This is a genomic window from Paenirhizobium naphthalenivorans (assembly GCF_007992095.1).
GTDB lineage: Bacteria > Pseudomonadota > Alphaproteobacteria > Rhizobiales > Rhizobiaceae > Allorhizobium > Allorhizobium naphthalenivorans.
In genome coordinates this window covers 188,526-208,990 of sequence record NZ_BJZP01000008.1, presented here as the reverse complement: position 1 = coordinate 208,990, position 20,465 = coordinate 188,526, and the positions used below count along the sequence as shown (strand labels likewise).

General features: G+C 58.9%; 22 protein-coding genes. All 22 read left to right on the top strand.

Annotated elements, in window-relative coordinates; all coding sequences use genetic code 11:
- Positions 1-326: 326 nt before the first annotated feature.
- The 22 genes from RNA01_RS10840 (at position 327) to folD (ending at position 20,459) form a co-directional block, all read left to right on the top strand.
- The gene (locus tag RNA01_RS10840) at positions 327-1,289 is read left to right on the top strand and encodes a flagellin N-terminal helical domain-containing protein (protein WP_147180211.1); all 963 of its coding nucleotides are present in this window, start codon (positions 327-329) and stop codon (positions 1,287-1,289) included.
- A 316-nt stretch (positions 1,290-1,605) separates the two neighbouring features.
- On the top strand, positions 1,606-2,256 hold the full coding sequence (locus tag RNA01_RS10835) for a GTPase (RefSeq protein WP_147180210.1): 651 nt from the start codon (positions 1,606-1,608) through the stop codon (positions 2,254-2,256).
- On the top strand, positions 2,253-3,500 hold the full coding sequence (locus RNA01_RS10830) for a MotB family protein (RefSeq protein ID WP_147180209.1): 1,248 nt from the start codon (positions 2,253-2,255) through the stop codon (positions 3,498-3,500). The genes RNA01_RS10835 and RNA01_RS10830 overlap by 4 nt, the downstream gene beginning before the upstream one ends.
- Before the next feature lie 4 nt (positions 3,501-3,504).
- Positions 3,505-4,815, top strand: coding sequence for a chemotaxis protein MotC (gene motC / locus RNA01_RS10825; protein ID WP_147180208.1), 1,311 nt, complete (start codon positions 3,505-3,507; stop codon positions 4,813-4,815).
- Positions 4,815-6,353 (top strand): flagellar hook-length control protein FliK, encoded by a 1,539-nt coding sequence (gene fliK / locus RNA01_RS10820; protein ID WP_147180207.1) that lies wholly within the window; start codon positions 4,815-4,817, stop codon positions 6,351-6,353. Before motC ends, fliK begins: the two co-directional genes overlap by 1 nt.
- Positions 6,283-6,858, top strand: coding sequence for a transglycosylase SLT domain-containing protein (locus tag RNA01_RS10815; RefSeq protein WP_147180206.1), 576 nt, complete (start codon positions 6,283-6,285; stop codon positions 6,856-6,858). Before fliK ends, RNA01_RS10815 begins: the two co-directional genes overlap by 71 nt.
- 279 nt (positions 6,859-7,137) lie before the next feature.
- The gene (gene rem, locus RNA01_RS10810; protein ID WP_147180205.1) at positions 7,138-7,809 is read left to right on the top strand and encodes a transcriptional activator Rem; all 672 of its coding nucleotides are present in this window, start codon (positions 7,138-7,140) and stop codon (positions 7,807-7,809) included.
- Positions 7,810-7,938: 129 nt separating this feature from the next.
- Positions 7,939-9,141, top strand: coding sequence for a flagellar hook protein FlgE (locus tag RNA01_RS10805; protein ID WP_147180204.1), 1,203 nt, complete (start codon positions 7,939-7,941; stop codon positions 9,139-9,141).
- Between the two features lie 21 nt (positions 9,142-9,162).
- Positions 9,163-10,620 carry a flagellar hook-associated protein FlgK gene (gene flgK / locus RNA01_RS10800; protein WP_147180203.1) on the top strand — a complete coding sequence of 486 codons (1,458 nt, stop codon included), beginning with the start codon at positions 9,163-9,165 and terminating at the stop codon, positions 10,618-10,620.
- A gap of 3 nt (positions 10,621-10,623) precedes the next feature.
- A complete protein-coding gene (locus RNA01_RS10795; protein WP_147180202.1) occupies positions 10,624-11,685 on the top strand; it encodes a flagellar hook-associated family protein in 1,062 nt (353 codons plus the stop codon).
- A gap of 37 nt (positions 11,686-11,722) precedes the next feature.
- Complete coding sequence (gene flaF / locus RNA01_RS10790) at positions 11,723-12,070, top strand: flagellar biosynthesis regulator FlaF (protein ID WP_028739030.1); 348 nt, start codon at positions 11,723-11,725, stop codon at positions 12,068-12,070.
- Positions 12,067-12,516 carry a flagellar biosynthesis repressor FlbT gene (flbT, locus tag RNA01_RS10785; RefSeq protein WP_147180201.1) on the top strand — a complete coding sequence of 150 codons (450 nt, stop codon included), beginning with the start codon at positions 12,067-12,069 and terminating at the stop codon, positions 12,514-12,516. The genes flaF and flbT overlap by 4 nt, the downstream gene beginning before the upstream one ends.
- On the top strand, positions 12,507-12,968 hold the full coding sequence (gene flgD, locus RNA01_RS10780) for a flagellar hook assembly protein FlgD (RefSeq protein WP_147180200.1): 462 nt from the start codon (positions 12,507-12,509) through the stop codon (positions 12,966-12,968). The genes flbT and flgD overlap by 10 nt, the downstream gene beginning before the upstream one ends.
- A gap of 47 nt (positions 12,969-13,015) precedes the next feature.
- Entirely contained in the window at positions 13,016-13,282 is a 267-nt protein-coding gene (fliQ, locus tag RNA01_RS10775; protein ID WP_147180199.1) for a flagellar biosynthesis protein FliQ, read from the top strand.
- Between the two features lie 130 nt (positions 13,283-13,412).
- Positions 13,413-15,500: a flagellar biosynthesis protein FlhA gene (gene flhA / locus RNA01_RS10770; protein ID WP_147180198.1), complete on the top strand. Its 2,088-nt coding sequence runs from the start codon at positions 13,413-13,415 to the stop codon at positions 15,498-15,500.
- On the top strand, positions 15,497-16,246 hold the full coding sequence (gene fliR, locus RNA01_RS10765; protein ID WP_147180197.1) for a flagellar biosynthetic protein FliR: 750 nt from the start codon (positions 15,497-15,499) through the stop codon (positions 16,244-16,246). The genes flhA and fliR overlap by 4 nt, the downstream gene beginning before the upstream one ends.
- A 32-nt stretch (positions 16,247-16,278) precedes the next feature.
- Positions 16,279-16,689, top strand: coding sequence for a hypothetical protein (locus RNA01_RS10760; protein ID WP_147180196.1), 411 nt, complete (start codon positions 16,279-16,281; stop codon positions 16,687-16,689).
- A 37-nt stretch (positions 16,690-16,726) separates the two neighbouring features.
- Positions 16,727-17,281: a rod-binding protein gene (locus tag RNA01_RS10755; RefSeq protein ID WP_147180195.1), complete on the top strand. Its 555-nt coding sequence runs from the start codon at positions 16,727-16,729 to the stop codon at positions 17,279-17,281.
- A 24-nt stretch (positions 17,282-17,305) separates the two neighbouring features.
- Positions 17,306-17,671, top strand: a complete 366-nt coding sequence (locus tag RNA01_RS10750) for a hypothetical protein (protein WP_147180194.1) — start codon at positions 17,306-17,308, stop codon at positions 17,669-17,671.
- Positions 17,671-18,210 carry a hypothetical protein gene (locus RNA01_RS10745; RefSeq protein WP_147180193.1) on the top strand — a complete coding sequence of 180 codons (540 nt, stop codon included), beginning with the start codon at positions 17,671-17,673 and terminating at the stop codon, positions 18,208-18,210. Before RNA01_RS10750 ends, RNA01_RS10745 begins: the two co-directional genes overlap by 1 nt.
- Positions 18,211-18,575: 365 nt before the next feature.
- Positions 18,576-19,397: a WecB/TagA/CpsF family glycosyltransferase gene (locus RNA01_RS10740; RefSeq protein ID WP_147180192.1), complete on the top strand. Its 822-nt coding sequence runs from the start codon at positions 18,576-18,578 to the stop codon at positions 19,395-19,397.
- Positions 19,398-19,559: 162 nt separating this feature from the next.
- Positions 19,560-20,459: a bifunctional methylenetetrahydrofolate dehydrogenase/methenyltetrahydrofolate cyclohydrolase FolD gene (gene folD / locus RNA01_RS10735; protein ID WP_147180191.1), complete on the top strand. Its 900-nt coding sequence runs from the start codon at positions 19,560-19,562 to the stop codon at positions 20,457-20,459.
- The last annotated feature ends 6 nt before the right edge of the window (positions 20,460-20,465 follow it).

Sequence of the window (20,465 nt, the reverse complement as noted above, 5' to 3'; positions counted from 1 at the left end):
AAGTAATAAGGGGAAGGGCGGGCTCTTTGGCCCAACCCTTGCAGCACAAACCTCGAGCCGCGGTCTTCGGACCGCGGCTTTTTCGTTTTCCCGATGATGGAAATGTATGGCGCGAAATCTCGCACCAATTTCTTTACGTTTTGTTTAGATGGATTAACAAATCCTTATTGCGTTAACCAATTGTTAACTCTAATATCATTAAGCATTCGTTAAGAACGTCGGGTCGGTCACCAGGGCAAACAGCTGGCCGATAAGCATGAAGCAAGCCGTCGTCGCCGGTGATTTTTGGAAATCCGGCATGTCCCGTACACTTTTTGGGGCGCAAGATGACCAGCATCATGACCAACACCGCCGCTATGGCGGCATTGCAAACTCTCCGCACAATTGATTCGAACATGGAGGAGACGCAGGCGCGTGTATCCTCCGGCTACCGTGTCGCGACCGCCGCCGACAACGCCGCCTATTGGTCTATCGCGACCACCATGCGTTCGGACAATTCCGCACTCTCCACCGTTCAAGACGCCCTTGGCCTTGGCGCCGCCAAGACCGACACCGCCTATACGGGTCTCGAATCCGCGGTTGGGGTGGTGACTGAGATCAAGTCCAAGCTGGTCGCCGCTCGCGAGCCTGGTGTCGACAAGAGCAAGATCAACAAGGAACTGACCGAGCTCAAGAATCAGCTAGCGGCAATTTCCGAGTCCGCCTCGTTCTCCGGCGAGAACTGGCTCTATAACGAATCCATCACCGCGCCTGGCACCAAGGAGATCGTCGCGTCCTTCAACCGTTCCGCCGATGGTGCGGTTTCGGTCACGACACTTGCCTTCGATACCTCAGAATCCGTGCTGATTGATACCAACGACGCCAACTATGGTGTGTTGACCAAGGGCTTCGAGGTCGAGCAACCCTCCGGCGCCACGACCACGGTTGCAACCTACTTCCTGATTGACGCGGGCTCGACGACTGCTGCAACCGGTTCGGAAGTCATCCTGACAACGTCTATGAGCGACGATGAACTGGATGGCATGATCAGCGCGGTTGACGCGATGCTGCAGAAGCTGACCGACTCGGCCTCGACTCTCGGCGCGATCACCAGCCGTATCGAATTGCAGGACGAATTTGTCTCGACACTGATGGACGTGATCGACAAGGGCGTCGGTCGTCTGGTTGACGCCGATATGAATGAGGAGTCGACGCGGCTCAAGGCTCTGCAGACCCAACAGCAGCTCGGCATTCAGGCGCTGTCGATCGCCAATACCAACGCTGAAAACATCCTCACCCTGTTCAAGTGAGGTGTCACAACGGGCCGGCGTTGAATCTCTTCCTTTCTACCGTGCCACCGGTCATCGGCATAAGGTGGAACCGTTGGACCGCGCAACTGCCCTGGCGCGGTCCAACACCTTAATCCTCGCACAAGTTTGGGCTCCTAGTCTCGCTCAAGGCAATTGGCACTTTCGCCAGGCGCCACGTGGTTCGATCCGGATAAATGAAACCGGTACTGGATGGCATGATGACTATGCGTGTTCCGAATTTTTGTAAGCCCCTCAGGGGAGGTTCGTATTGCCGAGACCGGATACCGGCAATTCTTGCCAAGGGAGATGCGCGCCGATGAGCATGCCGCTCGCCCACTATCTGAAGGATTTTTCCGCGCCTGCGTCCGCCCCGGCGGGCGTGATTGGCAGCGACTTTTCGATGCCTGCCGAGTCGTCCTTCGATCTCGATTTTCCAGCCATTCCAGAAGCAGAGCCGGTCGACCTTGAGGCGGAGCGAAGAGCAGCCTACGCCGAAGGCCATGAAGCGGCGACCGCCGAACTTAGCCAAAAACACGCGTCTGAACTGGCCGCCCTGGAAGCGGCTCATGCGGAGGCCATGGCGGCGCTTGAGGCTCGTGTGATGGGAGAGGCCGCCAGCCGGTTGGCCGCCGGCCTTGAGCGGGCAGTCGCTGAGATGGCGTTCGCCGTCAGCGAACATGCTGCGACGGCGATTGCCCCCTTCCTGTCGCAGGCGGTCGCTGAAAAGGCAGTGGCTGATCTTGCCGATCTGCTGACGGCCGCGGTCGCTGACGGCCAAGGTGCCACGATTACGCTAAAAGGACCGCGAGTGCTCTTTGACCTGTTGGTCGCCCGCATGCCGGAGATGGCCGAAGGCCTGCGTCATGTCGAGGATGAGGATCTGGATCTTTCCGCCGACGTCGAAGGCACTGTGCTTGTGACGCGGATTTCGGCCTTTGCGGCTAGCCTGAAGAAGGTTCTGGGATGAGCGATAGCGAAAACCATCATCACGGAAAAAACGAGATCATCATCATCAAGCGCCATGGCGGCGGTGACCACGATGGTGCCCATGGCGGTGCCTGGAAGATCGCCTATGCTGACTTCATGACAGCTATGATGGCGTTCTTCCTGGTGATGTGGCTCGTCAATGCGGCCAATGAAGAGACGAAAGCCTCGGTCGCCAGCTATTTCAACCCGATCAAGCTCTCGGACGAGAAGCCGACCGAAAAAGGGTTGAAGAAACCCGTCGATCAGGCAGACGGTGAACAGAAGCAAGAGCGATCCCAGGTCGACGGAAAAGCAGAAACAGTCGGGTCTGCCGCGGCGTCCGGTGAGGATCAAACCACGAGTTCGGGCGATCAGACCAATTATTCGGAAGCAGATCTCTTCGAGAACCCCTACTCTGTCCTTGCCGAGATCGCTCAGGAAGTTGGGCAACAGGCGAATGTCAGCGCCAAGGGCGAGGGCGGCGCGTCCGACTCTGGACCTTCGACTGGTGCCGAGGGCGGCGAGGCATATCGGGACCCCTTCGATCCGGATTTCTGGACCCAGCAGGTGCAGAACCTCAAGGGCAAGCCAGGCAAGCAGGATACGTCCCCGACGACGGTCGAGAACGTGAAGCCCAGCGACGGTGAGCAGCAGGTCGCGCTTGTCACGCCGAAGCAGAAACCGGCTGATCCTCTCGCTGAAGTGGCGCAGGTCGGTAAGTCAGAGATGACTAAGGATGGTAAGTCCGAGAAAACTGGAGCCGAAGCTGTTGATGCCAAGATGAAGGCGGCCGAGGCATTGAAGGCCGATATCGAAAAGGAAATCGGCGGCGTGTCCGGCAAGCTTGCGGAGGGGCTGATTGTCACTCCGGCAGAGGGTGGCTTGCTCGTGACGATTACCGACCAGCAGGATGCGCCTATGTTCAACGTTGGCTCTGCCGTGCCGCGCAAGGACCTGGTCGTGGCGATGGAGCGGATCGGTAAGCTCCTGGCCGGACGCCAGGGAGCGATCGTCATTCGCGGGCACACCGACGGTCGGCAGTTCAAGGGGGTGGAGAACGACAACTGGCGCCTCTCCATGGCGCGTGCCCACAGTGCTTATTACATGCTGGTGCGCGGCGGCCTTAGCGAGGCTCGGGTGGAGCAGGTATCGGGCTTTGCCGACCGCCGCCTTCAGGTGCCGAACGATCCGCTCGCCGACGCCAACCGCCGCATCGAGATCCTGATTCAAGCAGATCAGGGGTGAAATTATGGGATGCGTGAAACTGCAGCGTCTGTTTCCGGCCCTTGCGCTCTTCGGCCTCGTTTCGGCCGGCGTTTCGCGGGCCGAGGACATGGACGGGATCGAGCCTTACAAGATGCTGCGCTCGTTACAGTTTGTGCAGGATTCCGTTGTGCTCGGCGATCACTCCGCCGCAGAGATGCAGCGTTTCATGCTGGAGACGATCGACAAACGGCTCCGCGGTGCAGATCCGTCGATCTTCGCCGAGCCGCGCAATGTCGATGCCACCTTGGTATATGCCATGAGCGGCGGCAATCCTGCGACCCTTGAGTTCCTCGTCGCCCGCGACATCGACGGCAATTTCGACAGCCGGGTCACCGATGCGCTGCGCAAATATCTATCCGGCAAGGGGACGCTGATCGCCAAGACCCTCGGCGACATGGTGACCGAATACCGCGATGCCAAGATCGCCCCCTATCTTGCGCTTGTCGCCGGCAACGTGATGATCTCGCGGGATCCGGTGCAGGCATTGAAATTCTATGACTGGGCAAGGTTGACCGCGCCGGGCACGATCGTCGAAGAGGCAGCGTTGCGCCGCTCACTCGCCGTCGCTGTCGAGGGTGGCATGGTCGGCAAGGCGTCGGGTTATGCCAATCGCTATGCCCGTCGTTTCCTGCATTCGCCCTATGCCAGCCAGTTTGCGGACCTTTTTGTTCAGTTGGTGGTCGAGCACCATGAGGCCTTTGATGACTCGGGGATCGATTCGGTACTCGCCTACATGGACAATGAGCGTCAGCGGGAGGTCTATCTGCGAATAGCTCGCAAGGCGGCGATCAAAGGACTTAAAGACATGGCCCGTCAGGCTGCCGACAGGGCAAGGTTGTTGTCAGGCACAGCAGAGGGGGCAGACGCTCTCGCTAACCTTTATGGCGGGCTTGCGGGCATCCCGACGGAAAAGGTCGGCGCGGCTATGGCCGCGATTGCCGCCATCCCCGACGAAATCCTCTCGCCCTCCGATCGTGCCCTGCGCGACGCGGCGGCGGCAATCGCCGAGGAAGTCGTGCGTAAGCCGCAGTTTGGATTGGAACCGGACGGCCAGGTGCAAGCTTTCCAGACGGTATCCACTCCGAATGATGCTTCCGTTTCCGAAGCGTCAGCAACGGAACAGCAGGACCCGACGGCACTTGCTCCGCTTCCGGTCGGTGCAACGCCAGGTAACGCTGTGACAGCGGCAGTGAGCAAGCAAGATCAGGATCCGGAGTTCCGGTCTTTCGTCGATAGTGGCCGCAGCAAGCTTGATGCCATCGACGACCTCTTGAAGCAAGAAGGCACAAACTGATGATCGAAACGGCCCTGGCTCCGAAAGTTACGAGCGCGGAAACCACACTCACGGGCAACACCGCGTCGCAACGAGCTGACACGGAAGCGGGAAACGGGTTCTTCAATGCCCTCTCCAACGCCGGGCATAGTGGCCGCAAAGGCGCCCAGCATGAGGACAAAGGAGACGTCGCGTCGCCGGCCACCGGCGATGGTGCCGAGACGGAAGTCAAGGCCACCGAGGCCGACAGTGCCAGGCCGAGCCGTCCGCTGATCGATCTCTCCAGAACCTCTCTGTCCCGAGCCGCAAGCGTGACAAGTGCGGAAACTGCAACGGCAGGTGACGCCGGTGCCGAGGAGACGACCACAGCGGACGCGTCGCCGGTCGCTGTCCGCAAGACGACCAAGGGGGGCAATGGCGCGCCAATCACCATCGGCGCGACGGCAACCGCAGAGGCGCTTGGCGCCGGTCAGGCTGCGACCGTGGCCCAACATGCCCAGACAACGAAGGGCGCGAAGGCCCAAAAGAGCGATGAACCCGCGGATACGGGTGAGGTCGAAACCACGATCACTGCGGAGACGGACGAGACGTCCGCAACCCAGGTGTCGGAGATCGGTGATGTCCTGACGCTACTGAACGGCACAGCAGTGTCGGCAGAGCAGGCAGCCTTCACCGCGCCCGCCCGCATTGCGGCTGCCACTGACGGGGCCGTTGTCACAGAGGCCACCGAAGAGATCCAGATCACGCGTGCGATGGTGCGGAGTGAGCTGTCCTCGAACGCCGGCACCGCGAGCGAAACCACGACTGAAGCCACGACTGAAGCCACGACCGCCGATGCGGATCGTTCGTTTCGCTTCCAGCGAGCAGACGGTAAAGGCCAGACGCTGCAGATGAGCGTTGGTTCGTCCGATGGCGAAATGACCAAATACGATATTGGCGCGGCGAAGGATGCCGGGCAGACGGTCACCGTCCTCGACGCCCGGCGCTATATCGCACCGGCCTCGACCAATGCCGCCGGGATCACTGCGGCGATCATGGGTGATGGCGAATGGGCTAGCGCAATGCTGCCGGGGTCGGAGCTTGCCAACGCGGCGAGCCAGTCAAGTTCTGGCAAGGTCGTCAATACCCTGAAGCTGCAGATGAGTCCGATCGAGCTTGGCAAGGTGACCGCGACGCTGCGGTTGACCGGCGACGAGCTCTCGGTCCAGCTGACGGTCGAGACCCATGCAGCCTACAAGGCGCTACGTGATGATCAGGGCGATATGCTCAAGGCGCTTAAGGCGCATGGCTTCGCCGTGGACCAGGTGCAGATCAGTCTCGCCGTTGGCAGCGGTGACCGTGCCGACGGTGGCCAGACGGGCGCCCAGGGGCAGCAGACCGGTCAGCAGGCTAATGGCGGGGCCCAGGGTGGTAGTGGCAGCGGCGAGCGTCGTGAAGCTCAGACGCAGGCTGGAACCTCAAGGGCAAGCGGGGCGGAGAAGACGTCAGATGACACGAGTGCGGCTCAGGCCGGCGTTGGCGGGGCTGGTGCTTCTCGCTCTGGCGACGTCTACCTTTGATGCAGAGGCCTCGACGGGCGCCTGCGAACGGGAGATCCAGGCCGCCGCGCGAAAATATGCGGTCCCGGAAGGTATCCTTTATTCCGTCGGCTTGACGGAGACAGGCAAGAAAGGAACGTTGCAACCCTTTGCGATGAACGTCGAGGGAAAGCCGATGTTCTTCGACAGCGAAGCCGACGCGCTACGGGCTTTCGTTGACGAGCGGCGGAAGGGTGCAAGACTGATCGATATCGGCTGCATGCAGATTAACCAGCACTTTCACGGTGAGCATTTCGCCTCCGTGCAAGCCATGTTTGATCCTCAGGCCAATGTTGAATATGCGGCCCGCTTTCTTCGCAACCTACACGATCGTCATGAAACGTGGACGATGGCCGTGGCCAGGTACCATGCGGGACCGAACAATGACCCGGCACAGAAGCGCTACGTGTGTCGGGTGATCGCAAATCTGGTGGCGACTGGCTATGGAAAATGGACGGCCAGTGCCCGGAAATTTTGCGGTGAATAGCAAGATTTTGCACTAGACAGACGCTGAGGTGGCGATTTGCGCAATGTGTCCAGAATGTGGACGCAAAGGGGCGGCGCCCCCTGCTTGTTAACCATGTGTTAACTTTTGCTTAAGAAAATAGTGCCATTAAAGTTAAGATGATACTACATGTAGTTCAAATCGGCAGGGGGGTGTTAATCAATTGTTAATACCTACCATTAACATCATCTAGTTGTCCCTGATTCGCTCGATTCGTACCGATAGTACATCGAGGCACCACACTGATTCGGAGGCGGACGAATGATCGTAGTGGTAGATGAGCGTGAGCTCGTGAAAGAAGGGTACACTTCCTTATTTGGACGTGAAGGGATTCCATCGACCGGATTTGATCCGGTCGAATTTGGAGAATGGGTGAACACGGCAGCTGATTCTGATATCGCTGCAGTCGAAGCCTTTTTGCTGGGGCAAGGTGATTGCACGCATGAGTTGCCAAGGGCGATTCGTGATCGGACCCAGGCGCCGGTCATTGCGGTTAGTGATCAGCCCTCGCTCGAGGCCACTTTGGCCTTGTTCGATTGTGGCGTCGATGATGTCGTTAGGAAGCCGGTTCATCCCAGGGAGATCCTGGCGCGGGCGGCGGCGATCCGTCGACGGCTGAAGGCGATCACGAACTTCACGGAGATCGGCCCGATCCGGGTGTTCTCTGACGGTCGCGATCCGGAAATCTCGGGTGATGTCTTCCCCTTGCCGCGGCGTGAGCGTCGCATCCTGGAATATTTGGTCGTTAACCGCGGTCGCCGCGTCTCCAAGACCCAGATCTTCAATGCCATCTACGGCATCTTCGACGAAGAGGTCGAAGAAAACGTGGTGGAAAGTCATATCTCCAAGTTGCGCAAGAAGCTGCGCAAGAAGCTCGGTTTTGATCCGGTCGATTCCAAGCGTTTCCTTGGGTACTGCATCGACTGGAGCTGATTTTTTCAGCTTTTGCCGGCGTGCGTGCGGGCCTCCCGATCGAATTCGCGAAGGTCCGCTATTCCCAGACAGCTTCACGCAAGGCCCACCTCCTATTCTCTGCAATGACTACGAAAACGAGGATTTTTCATGAGCCTTTACGGAACGATGCGAACCGGTGTTTCCGGTATGAATGCCCAGGCAAACCGGCTCGGCACAGTGGCTGAGAACATCGCCAACTCGAGCACGGTCGGCTACAAGAAGGCCTCCGTCCAGTTCTCTTCGATGATCCTTCCGACAACGGCTGGCTCCTACAACTCCGGTGGTGTCGAGACGGATGTGCGCTATTCGATCTCGAGCCAAGGCACTTTCAGCTATACAACGTCGTCAACGGATCTGGCTGTTAATGGCGACGGCTTCTTCATCGTCCAGGGGTCCGACGGCGTCGACTATCTGACCCGGGCCGGCTCTTTTGTCGTTCAGGACGACGGTACGCTTCAGAACTCGGCCGGCTACACGCTTATGGGGTACGAGTATTCCTCTACCGTCGATCCGACCATCGTCGTCAACGGCTTCGATGGCCTCGAGGCGATCAACCTCTCCTCGGCCGCGATTTCGGCGACGGCTTCGACTGTGGGGGCGTTGAACGTCAATCTGCCGTCCAACGCGGAAGTCGGTGACGCCGAAACGACCTCGCTTGTCGCTTATGACAGTCAGGGCAACAGCCGTTTGCTTGAATTCACCTATACCAAGATGGCCGACAATACTTGGGAAGTCTCGGCAGAGTATGCTGGACCGCCGGCAACTTCGGTCATTGCGGCGACGACTGTCACCTTTGATAGCGATGGGCAGATCGTTTCTCCGACCTCGCTGCTGACGACAGCATTCACTGTCGATGGCGCCGAAATGGGTGCGCTGACACTCGACATTAGTACGTCGAGCCAGCTCGCTGCCGACTTCTCTGTGGAGGAGGGTGAGATCGACGGGAATGCAGCATCTTCGGTCACTGGTTACAAAATCAACGAGGCGGGCGTTGTCTCGGTTGTCTATGATAATGGCGAGCTTGTGCCGAAGTTTCGTATCGCACTGGCAAGCGTACAGAGCCCAGACAATCTGAACCCGATTGCTGGCAATCTCTACACCCAGAGCAATGACTCCGGCGTTATCGTCATGGGCTATGCCGGTACAAGTGGTTTTGGCTCGATCGTCTCCGGCGCGCTTGAGGACTCCAATGTCGATGTGGCGGAAGAGCTGACCGCCATGATCGAATCCCAGCGGAATTATACCGCGAACTCGAAGGTATTTCAGACCGGTTCCGAACTAATGGAAACCTTGGTCAACCTGAAGAGATAACCGGAAGGTTAAGGCAGCCACATGTCGCTTACTTCTGCACTTAATACGGCTCAAGCCATTTTCAGGAACACGGGGGAACAGACCTCCGTCGTCTCCACGAATATTGCCAATGACGGAAATGCAAACTATGTGCGGCGCTCGGCTGTCGTAACCAACACCATCTATGGCGCCTCGACAGTCGTTAACGAGCGCTCCCAACAGATGGCTCTGCTGCGGCAGCTCACCGGAGCCGCCTCGGCGTCCAGCGCTCAGGATACGCTGCTTGAGGGGTTGACGACGCTCTCCAATGCTCTGGGGGGGAACGACTACGAGCTTTCCCCGTCAACCTATCTGGCAGAGTTGCAGAATAGCCTTGAGGCTTTCGCTGCCTCTCCGGGTGAGTTTACCTTGGGCGCGACGGTTGTGACCGATGCGCAGGATCTGGCGAACTCGCTGAATACCACGTCCGCGGCGGTGCAGAAGCTTCGTGGGGATTCCGACGCCGAAATCGTCACCCAGGTCAGCGACCTGAACCGGCTCCTCTCCGAGTTCCAGGTCGTCAACGACGCTGTAGTCAAGGCGACGGCAACCGGCGGCGATCCGAGTGATGCTCTCGACACGCGCGACACGCTGCTCAAGGACATCTCGCAAATCATCGGTATCGATGCCAGTACGCGCGCCAACGGTGACATGGTAATCTATACGTCCGAAGGCACGACCTTGTTTGAGACTGTGCCGCGCACGGTGACGTTCACGCGAACGCTCGCTTATGATGCGACGGTCACCGGCAATTCGGTCTTTGTCGACGGCGTGGCGATCGAGCCCGGTCAGGGCGGCAATACCGATGGCGATGGTTCACTCAGTGCGCTGCTGCAGCTGCGCGACGAGATTGCTCCAACCTTCCAGACCCAACTCGATGAAGTGGCTCGCGGCCTGATCGAGGCCTTCGCCGAAACCGATCCGCTCGGTGTTGCTGCTGACATGCCTGGCCTTTTCACCTGGTCTGGCGGAACGTCGTTGACCTCAGGGGTGGTCGAGCCTGGTCTCGCCGGAAGCATTACGGTTTCGTCCTCGGTTATCACCTCTGCCGGCGGCAATCCTATGCTGCTGCGCGACGGCGGTATCAACGGCGCGACCTACGAGTGGAACACCGGTGGCAATTCCGGCTACACGACGCTGCTGCTGGGGTATTCCGATGCGCTGGATGCGGATCGTGCATTCGATGCGACAGCCGACCTCAAGACGTCGATGAGCGTCATGACGTTTGCCAGCGGCTCCATCGGCTGGCTCGAGGACTTGCGTTCCAACGCGACCACGGCCTCGGACAACAAGGTCGCGCTCTACGATCGCTCCTTCCAGACCTATTCGTCGGAGACCGGCGTCAATCTCGACGAAGAACTCTCGCTGCTTCTCGATGTGGAGCAGTCCTACAAGGCTTCGGCCAAGCTCGTTTCGACAGTGGATGCGATGCTTCAGGCGGTTCTGGATATGGCGGGCTAAGATATGTCGACGGCGAATATTTCCAATCTCTCGATCCAGACTTCGATGCGCCTGACCATCCGGCAGGCCCAGAATGAGCTGATCGTTGCGCAGCAGGAAGTCTCTACCGGTGTTTTCTCCGACATCGGTGCGGAACTCGGGGGCGCCACCTCGACGGTGGTCGACTTGACGCGTGACGGCCTTCGGCTGCAATCGATCAAGGACACCAACGCCATCGCCACCCAACGACTCGAGGCCTCCCAGGAGGCCTTGGGGCAGATGGCCACCGCGGCTGACCAGATGAACACGGCGCTTATCGCGCTCTCCGGAACGTCTAACGCCAGCAACCTCAAGACAGCAATCCAGACGATTTCCAATTCACTCGATACCTTCACCAGCATGGCCAATACCTCGCTTGGTGGTGAATACCTGTTCGCGGGCATTAATACCGATGTCCAGCCGCTGACGGAATACACTGACACTTCAGCCGCCAAGTCGGCCTTCGATGCTGAATTCCTGAGCTATTTCGGTTTCAACCAGTCTGATTCCCAAACGGCCAATATCGCCGCCTCCGGCACGGCGCCCAGCATGGAAGACTTTCTGACCAACGTGGTTGAGCCGATGTATACTGGCACCAATTGGACAACTGACTGGTCGAATGCGACCGACGAGGTGATGACGAGCCGTATCAGTCAATCCGAAACGGTTGATACGTCGGCCTCGGCCAATAGCGATGGAATGCGCCATTTCGCGCTCGCCGCAGTGGTCGCCAAGGAGCTGCTGGCGCTTGATCTGTCTGATGCGAGCCGTGTCGTGGTGACTAAGAAAGCGATTGAATATACCGGCGTTGCCACGACGGGTATTAACGACACGCGAACCACACTCGGCCTGTCGCAAAATCGTATCGAGAAGGCCAGCGATTCGCTCCAGGTCCAGATCGACATCATTGACACGACGCTCGCCAGCAAGACCGAGGTCGATGCCTATGACGCCTCGACCCGGGTTAATAATCTCCTCTCTCTGGTCGAGGCATCCTACACCTTGACGGCGAAAATTCAGGCACTGAGCCTCGTCAATTACCTTTGATGACCAAAGGGACTGAATGGAAATGAAGGACAGATGAATGTACCAGTTTTCATATGCCGAAATCATGGAAGATGGCGTTGCCGACGCCAAGGATCGTGAACGGCAGGCGCTGACGCGCTCGATCGAGCTGCTGACGCTTGCACGGGACGAGCAGGGCTATACCCGGGAAGCCATTGAAGCCCTCTTTTACACCCGACGGGTCTGGATCCGTCTCATTGAGGATTTGAAGCAGCCGGAAAATCAGCTGGACGCCGAATTGCGTGCCAATCTGATCTCAATCGCCATATGGATCTTGAAGGAGTGCGACCGGATCCGGAAGCGCCAGTCCACCAATTTCCAGGGCATAATCGACGTGACAACCATCATCAGGGATGGACTGAAATGAAGAGCACTTTGCGCATCTCGCTCAAGTCGGGCGAACGGATTTTCATCAACGGAGCGGTTCTGCGCGTCGACCGCAAGGTTGCGCTGGAGTTCCTTAACGACGTGACCTTCCTTCTGGAGAACCACGTTTTGCAGCCGGAGCAGGCGACAACGCCGCTGCGCCAGCTCTACTTCATTGCCCAGATGATGTTGATCAACCCCGACGGCCGCGAACAGTCAATGGCGATGTTCCGCAAGTCGATCATCATGCTGCTCACCTGCTTCGAGAACGAGGAGATCCTCGCGGAACTGAAGCGGGTTGACGGCATGGTGTCCTCCGGTCGTGCTTTCGATGCGCTGAAGGCGATTCGCGGGCTCTACGCACTCGAAGATCAGATCCTCAACAGCCAGGAAATGACCCCGGCGACCGTTGAGCAGATTCGCAAGGAAATGGCACCATGGCGGTAGTAGATCCAACCACCTCTGCTACCAGCACGACGTCGAACAGCAGTTCGTCCTCCGCGTCAAGCGCTTCGGCGTCGGCTTCGCTGGACTATGACAGCTTTCTGAAGCTACTGATCGCCCAGATGCAGAATCAGGATCCGACTGATCCCATGGACGCCAGCGAACAGGTTGCCCAGTTGGCCACTTTCTCACAGGTCGAGCAGACTATCCAGGTCAACTCCAATCTCGAGACCCTGATTACCGGTAATGCTCTGACCAATGCATCGAACTATATCGGCCAGACCATCACCAGCGCCGACGAGAAGCTCTCCGGCGTGATCGCGTCGGTCCGCGTCTACAGCGACACCATGGTCGCGACGACGACCGATGGTGACGAAATCCCGATCGTGGTCGGTGTCCGCGTCGGCGAGGTCTCGACGACCACAACCGATACTGATACGGACTCGGCAACCTGACGGGGCCGGGAGGCCGATTCCCCGGTACAGGGAAGAAGAGTTGAACCATGAATGAGGCTGACGCTCTCGACATCATGCAGGCAGCCGTTTGGACCGTGCTCGTCGCGTCCGGTCCAGCTGTGCTTGCCGCCATGGTCGTTGGCGTCACCATCGCGCTCATCCAGGCGCTCACCCAGGTTCAGGAAATGACCCTGACCTTTGTTCCCAAGATCGTTGCCATCCTGGTGACCATCGGCATTACTGCCCCCTTCGTCGGCGGACAGATCGCCCTATTTGCCAATCTGGTTTTCTCTCGCGTCCAGACCGGTTTCTGACCGCTCGAATCCAGTCATGCTGCCGGTGGTAGTGCCACCCTCGCGCAAGCTTCGCCCGCTATCGCTTCCATGAACATGGCCGTATTCCCCTCGGGGGACGGTCGCCTCTCATGAAGAGACGGAACGATAAATGGCGCAACCAATTGCAATTCCCATTCCGAAGGTCAGTCCGCAGGGTCGCGACATCGGTTTTGCCTTCGGCATCGTTGTCATCCTCAGTATCCTCTTCCTGCCGATCCCGCCGTTTCTGATCGACATGGGGCTCGCCTTTTCGATCGCCTTCTCGGTGCTGATCCTGATGGTCGCCCTGTGGATCCAGCGCCCGCTCGACTTCTCGTCGTTCCCGACCATTCTGCTGATCTCGACGATGATCCGCCTGTCGCTGAACATCGCGACCACGCGCGTGATCCTGTCCAATGGCAATCACGGCCATGACGCTGCCGGTGGCGTCATCGCCGGCTTTTCGAGCCTTGTCATGTCCGGCGACTTCGTCATCGGTCTGATCGTCTTCCTGATCCTTGTGACGGTGAACTTTATCGTCATCACCAAGGGCGCTACGCGTATCGCCGAAGTCGGCGCACGCTTCACCCTTGACGCCATTCCCGGCAAGCAGATGTCGATCGACGCCGACCTTTCGGCGGGGATGATTGATGACAAGGAAGCGCAGTTCCGCCGCCGTGAACTGGAGCAGGAAAGCTCTTTCTTCGGTGCCATGGACGGCGCGTCGAAATTCGTCCGCGGTGATGCGATCGCCGGCCTGATGATCACCGCCATCAATATTTTCGGCGGCATCATCATCGGTTATTTCCGCCACGGCATGGAAATCGGCGAAGCGGCCGACGTCTTCGTCAAGCTTTCGGTCGGTGACGGTATCGTCTCGCAGATCCCTGCGCTCATCGTTTCGCTCGCTGCCGGCCTCTTGGTCTCGCGCGGCGGCAATCCCGGTTCGACCGACCAGGCGGTCGTCAATCAGCTGAGTGGCTATCCGCGCGCGCTCTCGGTTGCCGCCGCGCTCATGGTTCTTCTGTCGATCGTGCCCGGCCTGCCGATGATCCCCTTCCTCACGCTCGGCGGCATCATGGGTTTCGGCAGCTGGTTCATCCCGCGCCAGATCGAGGCCGAGAACAAGGTCAAGCGCGAGCAGGAAGAGAAGAAGGTCATCCAGACCAAGGAGGCCGAAAAGGACTCGGTCAAGTCGGTGCTGAAGACCGCTGAGATCGAGCTGGCGCTCGGCAAGCTCGTTTCGACCCGGCTTCTCGGTGCCCATCAGGAACTCGCCTTCCGCGTCGGCAAGATGCGCAAGAAGTTCGCTAGCCAGTACGGCTTCGTTGTTCCGGAGATCAAGGTCACCGACGACATCGGCATCCAGGAAAAGTCTTACCAGATCCGCATCCACGGCACGACGATCGCATCCAACCAGTTGCGCGTCGGCGAGGTTCTTGTCGTCACCGGCTCCGGCCGCAAGCCCAAGGTGCCGGGCGACGAGATCCGCGAACCCGCCTTCGGCATGCCGGCGGTCTCCGTGCTCGAAACCTTCACCGAGGACCTGAAGCGCGAAGGCTTCCATCCGATCGACAATGTCTCGGTCGTGCTGACCCATGTCAGCGAGGTCATCCGAAACAACCTGCCGCAGCTTCTTTCCTATAAAGATGTGAAGATCCTGATTGATCGGCTCGATCCGGAATACAAGAAGCTCGCAGACGAGATCTGCTCGTCGCATATGTCCTATTCGGGTCTTCAGGCGGTTCTGAAGCTGCTGCTCGCTGAACGTGTTTCGATTCGCAACCTGCATCTGATCCTCGAAGCGGTGGCCGAGCTTGCTCCGCATGTCAGGAAGACCGAGCAGATCGTCGAACACGTGCGCGTCCGCATGGCCCAGCAGCTCTGTGGCGACCTGACCGACAACGGTGTCCTGCGTGTTCTGCGTCTCGGCTCGAAATGGGACCTGGTCTTCCACCAGGCATTGAAGCGCGACGCTAAGGGCGAAATCGTCGAGTTCGACATTGACCCGCGTAGCCTTGAGGAATTCTCCGAACAGGCGAGCAAGGTCATCCGCGAATTCATGGACCGCGGTCTGCCTTTCGTACTTGTCACCTCGCCGGAAACGCGCTCCTATGTCCGCATGATTATCGAGCGTCTGTTCGCTACCCTGCCGGTGCTGTCGCATGTTGAACTGGCCAAGGGCATAGAGATAAAGATCCTGGGTTCCATTTCATGATCACCGACCCCGAGGGGACAGTTCTGGCCATGTTCGTGGCCTTCTGCCGGATCGGCGCCTGTTTCATGGTGCTTCCGGGCTTCTCCTCGGCCCGTATTCCCGTCATGTTCCGTCTGCTGATGTCGGCGGCAGTGTCCCTGGCGATCCTGCCCATGTTGTGGGATACGATCTACCCGCGCGTTTCGGGCGGTGACTATGCCTATATCCATCTCGTTCTCGGCGAGACGCTGGTTGGCACCATGTACGGTTTGATTGCCAGGCTCTACGTGCTTGGCCTGCAATTCGCGGGCTCGGCGATCTCGATGTCGATCGGCTTCAACTCGCCAGGTGCTCCCGATGTCATTGAGGATACTCCGGAAAACCAGCTGACCAACATGATCAGCTTCGGCGGCCTGCTGCTGCTGTTCATGATGGATTTCCATCATGTCATCCTACGAGCCTTGATCGATTCCTATGGTCTGATGCCGCTCGGTACCTTTCCCGATGTACAGAAAATGCTGATCACACTGACCGACACGCTCAGCGCCACCTTCTTGCTGATGCTGCGGCTCGCCAGCCCCTTCATCATCTTTGGCCTCATGTTCAACTTTTCGATTGGCCTGATCAACAAACTGGCGCCGCAGATCCCGATCTATTTCATCTCTACGCCATATCTGCTGATGGGTGGCCTGTTTCTCCTGTATTTTTCCATTGCTGCGCTCGTTCGGCAATTTGCCGAGAATTTTTTCCGGATATTCCTGGGCTGAGCCCGTGTGAAGCCTTTGCTTGAGGAGCGCCGATGGGGCCGACGAAGAAATCTGACAAACTGAAAAGGCTGGTCGCCGTTCAGCGTCACATGGAGCGCATGGCTGAAAGTGATCTTGCGGTGACCGCCAAGCGTCGTGAGGAGAATGCCGCCTCGATGGTTTCCGTGATGGCGGCGATCGGCTCGCTCGAGCCGGTCCATCGGCTCTTTGCACAAGGTTATGCCGAACGTTTCAATCGCTTGTCCAATACCGACAAGCAGCTCGCCAGTCTTCAGCATGGCCAGGAGGTCAAGATGATGCGCGAGCGGGCCAAGGGCGACCGACTGGAGGAAAACATGAAGAAGGCCCGTGTGCACGAGGATCGCGAGGCGGACGACAACGCCATCTACGATCTGGTCGATATGACGTTCGCCACGACAGCCTCCAGCAAGGTTCACGAGTGATACTCGTCACCTAACCAAAGCATCGGGGACAAGAAACGTGGCCATATCACCTCCGAGCGATCTCGTGCTGGACGTCGTCCGCGCGGCAGATCCAATGGTCCTGGCGGCAGCCCAGGAAAAACTGAAGACCAATCGCGCAACTCTTGAAGCGACGAACCTTGCCGAGAAGGGCGCCGGTTTCGGTGCTGCGGTTGAGGTGCTGAACAGCGCCGCCTTCGATGCCGGTCTCGGCAACGTGAAGAAGACCGAAGCCGGGGAAACCCCAAAGGTTTACCGCGACTTTGAAGCGGTCTTCCTGCAGAATTTCGTCAAGTCGATGATGCCGGACGACAGCGAGGCCGTCTACGGCAAGGGCAATGCTGGCGAGATCTGGAAGAGCATGATGGCCGAACAGATCGGCGGAACCATCGCCGAAAGCGGCGGCGTCGGCATTGCCGACCAGATGTATTCGGAAGAACTCGCCCGCAAGCGTGGCGGCAATACGGTCAATGCTGCCACCAACGAAACCGACCGGCGCGTTGCATTGAATATGGTGACGGACCTCGAGCGTCGTACGCTTGGTGTTTCCACCACCGACGGCCAGACAACATAACAACACTCACCCGGGGCAGGGACAATGGAAATCATCAATAGCGATTATCGAATCAAGACGGTGCTCGGCCGCCTTGAGATGATCATCGACAACGAAAATACGCGGATCGGCAAGGATCCGGAATTCGACCTCAAGGTCTCCAACGCCCACAAGAGCCGCTGCCTGTACGAGCTGACGATGCTGTTTCGCGACACAGATCCACGCGAACTGGCGGTCGGCTATGTGGAGCAGATGCACGCCTTGAAGAAGAAGCTGGCGATCAACGCCCGTCGTGTCGAGGCGCACATGAATGCTGTGCGCGCGGTAGCCGATCTCCTGAAGAATGCGGTGCGGGAAGCCGACGGTGACGGCACCTATTCCCAGGAACAGTTTCTGTACAGCGAGGTCTGATGGTCAAGATACTGGCCGCCGGATTGTGGGTCTGCCTCGTTGCACTCGGCGCGGTCTACTTTTCCGTACACATGGCGACCGCGCCCGCGGAAGTCAGCGAGGAGGACGCCCGCAAAGCGAAGCTCGAGCTGGTTCGCGGCGAGGCGATCACCGTTCCGATGATCGCCGATGGCAGCGTGAGCGGCTATTTCCTCGGTCGTGTCTCCTTTATGATGGACAAGGAGAAGATCAAGGGTGTCGAACTACCATTGACCGAGTTGATGACCGACGAGTTGTTCACGCTCCTGATCGGCAACAAGATGGTCGACATCTCCAACATGGCCGCCTTTGACGTCGTGGCCTTCAAGGAGAAGGTCAAGACCGACATCAACACCCATCTCGGCGATAATTTCATCGATGAGGTGCTGGTCGAGCAGCTCGACTATCTCTCGAAGGATGATGTCCGGACCGCCGGCGAGGGAAAGGCCAAGCCGCCGGGACAACCCGTCAAGGTGATTGAGGGAGATAAGGTCGAGGAGTCGGCGAAGACCGGTCATTGATCGCGGCTATCATCAAATCGTCGTCAACCGACCGAAAGAGTGGCGGGCCCGCTTGCCACCTTTCGTTTTACGGCGCGTGCCGCTTCTATTGGAATAGAGTGGGGGACTGCCCGCAATCATGACAAATGATGTGTGAAGACCATGCGGTAAACGCGAGACTTTCCCTTAAAATGGACTTGATCTCTTGCTGATATACGGGTGGCGTCAACTCCTGTATTGTGTGGTTTTATGCAGTTTCTGATCTTGCCTTTCTCCCTCCTGGCTGTTCGCCAGGCTCTCACGGCCGACCTTTGGTGCCTTGACGGGAGTGGTCGGTTTCTTGGCGGCAGGTGGCCTTTCCCGTCTGACAGCCTTCGGAGGCGCGCATGACCATGCAACCGAGTCTGTCTTTGCCGGAGGCGCGGCTACCGGTGTTCGGTGTTCCGGTCTATGACCTGACCTGGCGCGATGCGCTTTCCTATGTGAACGAGTTGACCGCTCAGAGTTTCGGTCAGACCCATGTGGCTTTTCTCAACGCCAACAATGCCAACCTCATGATGTCCGACTCGGACTATCGGGCGGCGCTTGGTCGTACGATCTTGCTGCCGGACGGGATTGGTGTCGACCTGGCCTCACATGTGCTGAACGGCGAACGCTTTGTCGCCAATCTCAATGGAACCGATTTCATTCCGGCCATGCTGAGCTACATGGATACGCCCCGGCGGATCGGCCTGGTCGGTGGGCGTCCCGAGGTTCTCGCTGAGGCGGCTGTCAACTTCCGCCGCCATGCGCCCTGGCACGAGTTCATCGCGATTTCCGACGGCTTCTTCGACAAGGTGAACTGCGCCGCTGTGCTTGACGACCTCAAGGCAGCGCGGCTCGACATTCTTCTAGTCGCTCTCGGCACGCCCTTGCAGGAGGTTTGGATCGATCGCAACATCCGCCCCGAACATGCCCGGCTGGTGGTAGGCGTCGGCGCCCTGTTCGACTTCATTTCTGGTCAAGTGCCGCGCGCGCCGCCGTGGATGCGCCGCCTTCGTTGCGAATGGGTCTACCGCCTGTGGCTGGAGCCGCGGCGTCTCTGGTATCGTTACGTCGTCGGCATCCCGGTTTTTCTCGGCCACGTCGTCAGGTACAAGTTCCTTGGACCGCCGCGCCACCCAGGTGGCAAAGATCCGGCTCCTCCGTCCGCCGGCGCGGCAGAGTGACGCGCCGCCCCTCGCTAGGGGCATCAGACCAAGGACGGTCGCGGAAATCCGCTGTTGCCCCTTGCAAAAACCACGCTTTTGACACCATACGGCGGGGAGAGGCAATTTTCCGCCCGGCGCGGCGATTAGGTTGTCGTCACAACGCAAGTGAGGGATGCTATCGTGACAACGGTGATTGATGGCAAGAAGACGGCCGCTTCGGTGGTCGAGGCGGTAACTGTGGCGGCAGCCGCATTGGAGCGCGATACGGGACGCAGGCCGGGGCTTGCTGTGGTGATCGTCGGAAATGATCCGGCCAGTCACGCCTACGTCTCGTCCAAGAGCCGGATGGCCAAGCAATGCGGCTTCAAATCGGTGCAACACACGCTTGCGGAAGAGACCAGCCAGCAGGAACTGATGGAACTCGTCGCCACGCTCAATGCCGATCCAGAAATCGACGGTGTGCTCGTCCAGCTTCCCTTGCCGAAACATCTGAATTCAGAAGCAGTGATCCAGTCGATCCTTCCGGAAAAGGACGTCGATGGCCTGCATGTCGTCAATGCCGGCAAGCTCGCGACCGGCGATGCGGAGACCGGCCTCGTTTCCTGCACACCGGCCGGTGCGATGATCCTGGTACGCCAGATCCGTGGCCCGGATCTCTCCGGCCTAAACGCCTTGGTGATCGGCCGTTCCAACCTCTTTGGCAAGCCGATGGCGCAACTCTTGCTGGCCGCCAATGCCACGGTGACGATCGGCCATTCGAAAAGCCGTGACCTGCCCGCGCTTGCCCGCCAGGCGGACATCCTGGTCGCGGCGGTCGGTCGTCCCGAAATGGTCAAGGCCGACTGGGTCAAGCCCGGCGCGACGGTGATCGATGTCGGTATCAATCGGGTCGCGGCACCGGAAAAAGGCGAGGGCAAGACTCGGCTTGTCGGCGATGTAGCCTTTGCCGAATGTGCAGCCGTTGCTGGCGCGATCAGTCCGGTTCCGGGCGGCGTCGGGCCGATGACGATCGCCATGCTGATGGCCAATACCGTGATCGCCGCCTACCGCGCGCAGAATAAGCCCGCTCCGAAGTTCTGATGTCCG